The sequence below is a fragment of the Spirillospora sp. NPDC029432 genome (genome assembly GCF_040703975.1).
GTDB lineage: Bacteria > Actinomycetota > Actinomycetes > Streptosporangiales > Streptosporangiaceae > Spirillospora.
Genome location: NZ_JBEZWH010000145.1, coordinates 1 through 3467, shown reverse-complemented (window position 1 = coordinate 3467; position 3467 = coordinate 1). Strand labels below are relative to the sequence as shown.

General features: G+C 73.6%; 5 protein-coding genes and 2 pseudogenes. 2 read left to right on the top strand and 5 right to left on the bottom strand.

Annotated elements, in window-relative coordinates:
• A pseudogene (locus AB0881_RS41660) lies at window positions 1-94 on the top strand (CoA transferase); the annotation flags it as partial.
• A 134-nt stretch (window positions 95-228) separates the two neighbouring features.
• Here AB0881_RS41660 and AB0881_RS41655 read toward each other — a convergent pair.
• Window positions 229-630: a YciI family protein gene (locus tag AB0881_RS41655; RefSeq protein WP_366626435.1), complete on the bottom strand. Its 402-nt coding sequence runs from the start codon at window positions 628-630 to the stop codon at window positions 229-231.
• Between the two features lie 213 nt (window positions 631-843).
• On the opposite strand from AB0881_RS41655, the gene AB0881_RS41650 reads away from it, so the two are divergent.
• Entirely contained in the window at window positions 844-1494 is a 651-nt protein-coding gene (locus tag AB0881_RS41650; RefSeq protein WP_366626434.1) for an NAD(P)-binding domain-containing protein, read from the top strand.
• On the opposite strand, the gene AB0881_RS41645 is transcribed toward AB0881_RS41650, so the two are convergent.
• The 4 genes and pseudogenes from AB0881_RS41645 to AB0881_RS41630 all read right to left on the bottom strand — a co-directional run.
• Window positions 1491-2090, bottom strand: a complete 600-nt coding sequence (locus AB0881_RS41645; protein ID WP_366626433.1) for an ATP/GTP-binding protein — start codon at window positions 2088-2090, stop codon at window positions 1491-1493. The genes AB0881_RS41650 and AB0881_RS41645 overlap by 4 nt on opposite strands.
• A 7-nt stretch (window positions 2091-2097) precedes the next feature.
• Window positions 2098-2472, bottom strand: coding sequence for a DUF742 domain-containing protein (locus AB0881_RS41640; RefSeq protein WP_366626432.1), 375 nt, complete (start codon window positions 2470-2472; stop codon window positions 2098-2100).
• An 8-nt stretch (window positions 2473-2480) separates the two neighbouring features.
• Entirely contained in the window at window positions 2481-2927 is a 447-nt protein-coding gene (locus tag AB0881_RS41635; protein ID WP_366626431.1) for a roadblock/LC7 domain-containing protein, read from the bottom strand.
• Window positions 2924-3467, bottom strand: a pseudogene (locus AB0881_RS41630) (hypothetical protein); the annotation flags it as partial. The pseudogene AB0881_RS41630 and the gene AB0881_RS41635, both read right to left, overlap by 4 nt.

Genomic DNA, 3467 nt, shown 5'->3' with positions numbered 1-3467 from the left:
GGTACGCGTGATCGAGCTGGCCGGGATCGGGCCGGGGCCGTTCGCCGCGATGCTGCTGGCCGACCTGGGCGCCGACGTGATCAGGGTGGACCGGGACCGCCGCCAGCGCCTCCTGCACCGCGTCCTCGGCGGCGTAGAAGTCGCCGAACCGGCGGGTGAGCACGCCGACGGCCTGCGGCGCGAACTCGCGCAGCAGGACGCCGGCGTCGATCTCCCCGTCGCGCAGTCCTACATCTCCTCGGGCGGTCCGGCCATGATCTGGCGCACCTGGATGGGCATGTTGAGCGGCTTGCCGCCGGGCCCGGGCGCCGTCGAGAGGTAGGCGGCGATCTCCAGCGCGCGCTCCGGCCCCTCGCAGTCGACGATCCAGTAGCCGATGAGGAACTCCTTGGTCTCAGAGTACGGCCCGTCGGTGACGACGGGCCGGCCCGCGGCGTCCGCCCGCACGATCTTGGCCGCCTCCGGCCCGTCCAGGCCCTCCGCGGAGACCAGCTCGCCGGACTCGGTGAGCTTGCGGTTCGACTCGCCCATGAAGGCGATGTGCGCCTTGATCTCGTCCGGCGTCCAGGTGTCCAGCGGCGGGAAGTCCACCGGCTCCGCGCCGAACTGCATCAGCAGCATGTACTTCATGATTCGCTCCCTCGTCTCGCGCGCCCCTCGGGACGCTTCTCGGCCTTCACGGGTAGGTGCGCGCCGAAACGGCGATCCCGACATCCCCGCCGGACTTTTTCCACGAATTTTTTCGCCGCCCCCGGGAGGGCGCCGGGAAGCGCCCTCTGGCAGCGGGGCGCCGGGGGTTCTACGGTCGATCCGTACGGTGGCGGGTGCGGGAGGGGACGGCGGATGAAGATTGCGGTGATGGGGACCGGCGAGGTCGGCCGCCGGCTCGGGAGCAGGCTGGCCGGGCTGGGCCACCGGGTGACGCTCGGATCGCGCTCCGGCGGCAACCCGGTCGCGGCCGAGTGGGCGCGCGAGACCGGCGGCGGGCACGGCACGTTCGCCGACGCCGCCGCGGCGGGCGAGCTGGTCGTGAACGCCACCGGCGGGCTGGTCTCGCTCGCGGCGCTCACCGCCGCCGGCGCGGAGAACCTGCGCGGCAAGGTGATCGTCGACGTGTCCAACCCGCTCGACTTCTCGGACGGCTTCCCGCCGCGCCTGGTCGTCCCCGCGGAGGGCAGCGTCGCGGAGCAGCTGCAGCGGGCGTTCCCGGACGCGCGCGTGGTCAAGACGCTGAACACCATGAACAACTCGGTCATGGTGCGGCCCGAGCTGGTCCCCGGGCACCACAACGTGTTCCTGTGCGGGGACGACGCGGCGGCCAAGGACGAGACGGCCGGGCTGCTGCGGTCGTTCGGCTGGGGCGACGGGCAGATCATGGACCTCGGCGGGCTCCAGGCGGCGCGCGGCATGGAGCCGCTGGTGCTGATGTGGGTGACCCTCTACGGGAGGCTCGGCACCGGCGACTTCAACTTCTCGGTGGTCACCGGCTCCTAGGGGCCCGGCGCCGGCGCGAACCGGATCGCGTGCTCGACCAGCGCCACCAGCACGTTCTTGGCGGAGCCGCGGTCGCGCACGTCGCACAGCATGACCGGCACGTGCGGATCGACGTCCAGCGCGTCGCGGATCTGCGCGATCGTGTAGTGGCGGGAGCCGTCGGCGCGGTTGACCGCGACGATGAACGGGATCTCGCGCCGCTCGAAGAAGTCGATCGAGGCGAAGCTGGCCGTCAGCCGCCGGGTGTCGGCCAGCACGATCGCGCCGACCGCGCCGTAGGCGATCTGGTCCCACATGAACCAGAACCGCTCCTGCCCCGGCGTGCCGAACAGGTAGAGGCGGACGCCGCCGCCGAACGTCAGCCGCCCGAAGTCCATCGCGACGGTGGTGGTGGACTTGCGCTCCAGGCCGGCGAGGTCGTCCACGCCGGCGCTCTTGTCGGTGAGGGTCTCCTCGGTGCGCAGCGGGCGGATCTCGCTGACCGAGCCGACCAGCGTCGTCTTGCCGACGCCGAAGCCGCCGGCCACCAGGATCTTCAGCGTGTGCTTCGGGTCCTCGTCCAGCTCGGCCGGGGTCGCGGGCGTCCCGGGGGTCACGGGAAGGTCAGAGGCGGCGAAGTTCATCGAGCACCCTCATCAGTATCCGGCTGTCGGGGCGGGCGCGGTCGTGCTCCGGTTCCCGCCGCTCGATCAGCCCGAGCCGCCGGAGGTCGTCCAGCAGGATCTGGACGACCCGCAGCGGGAGGTCGGCCTCGGAGGCCAGGTCGGCGGGTGTGGACGGGCGCCGGCACAGCTCCAGCAGCCGCCGCTGCTCGCGGGTGAGCCGGACCCGCTCGCCGGGCGCCTTCCCGGTGGCGACCAGGATGGCGACCAGGTCGAAGGGGGCGCCGCGCGGCCTGGTCCGGCCGCCGGTCAGCGCGTACGGCCGTACGACCGGCCCCGCGTCCTGGCCGGTCCACCGCTCTCTCGGCGCGTCCACGGCCGGGCCTAGCCGGGCTCGGCGGCCGTCGAGGCCCGTGCCCCGGCGCCGGAGTCCGCGTCGGTACGGGGCGCGGCGCCCAGCTGCCGGCGCACCCGCTTGATGAGCATCGCGGTCTCGTAGGCGACCAGCCCAGCGTTGCCGCCCGCGTCGCTGAGCACCGCCAGGCAGCTGCCGTTCCCGGCGGGCAGCACGAAGAACAGCGACCCGTCCAGCTCCACGACGGTCTGCCGCACCCGCTTGGCCCCGAAGTGCTCGCGGGCGCCGTTGGCCAGGCTGTGGAACCCGGACGACAGCGCCGCCAGGAACTCCGCGTCCTTGCGGGTGACGCTCCCGGAGGAGCCCATCACCAGGCCGTCGCGCGACAGCAGCACGGCCTGGTGGACCTCGTCGACCCGTTCGACCAGGTCGTCGAGCAGCCAGCCGAGCTCGCCGGCCGCCTGGCTCCGCGTCATCGTTCTCCCCGTTCGTCGTGTGGTTCGAACTCGGCGCCGCCGGTGCGGGCGTCGATGCCGCCGTCTTCGCCGCCGTCATCGTCGTCGTCATCGGGGCCGCGGCCGCGCGCCCAGCCGGACTGGAGCGAGGACATCAGGTCGCGGCTGAGCTCGGGGCTGGGCTCGTCATCGAGATCATCGAGATCATCGGGATCGCCGGGGCCGGTGAGGTCGTCGGACTCGTCGAACTCCCGGGCGCCCCCGTCCGGGACGGCGCCCGAGCCCGGCGGCGCGGGGCGCTCGCGCAGCTGCGGCGCGAGGCTCTGCTGCCGGACCCGCTTCGGCAGCAGCCCGGTGACCTCGCTGGACTCGGCCGCGAACTCCCCGGTGCGGACGTCCCGCGACCACGGCCCGTCGCCGGCCCACGGCCCCTCCCCGGCGGACGGCGCGGTGGCCGGAGCGGCGGGCGGCGGAGAGGTTGAGCCCGTTCCGATACGTGGTGCCGCCGTACCCGCGCATGCAGGGCAGCGGGTTGAAGAACGTGGTCGCCATCCCGAACCG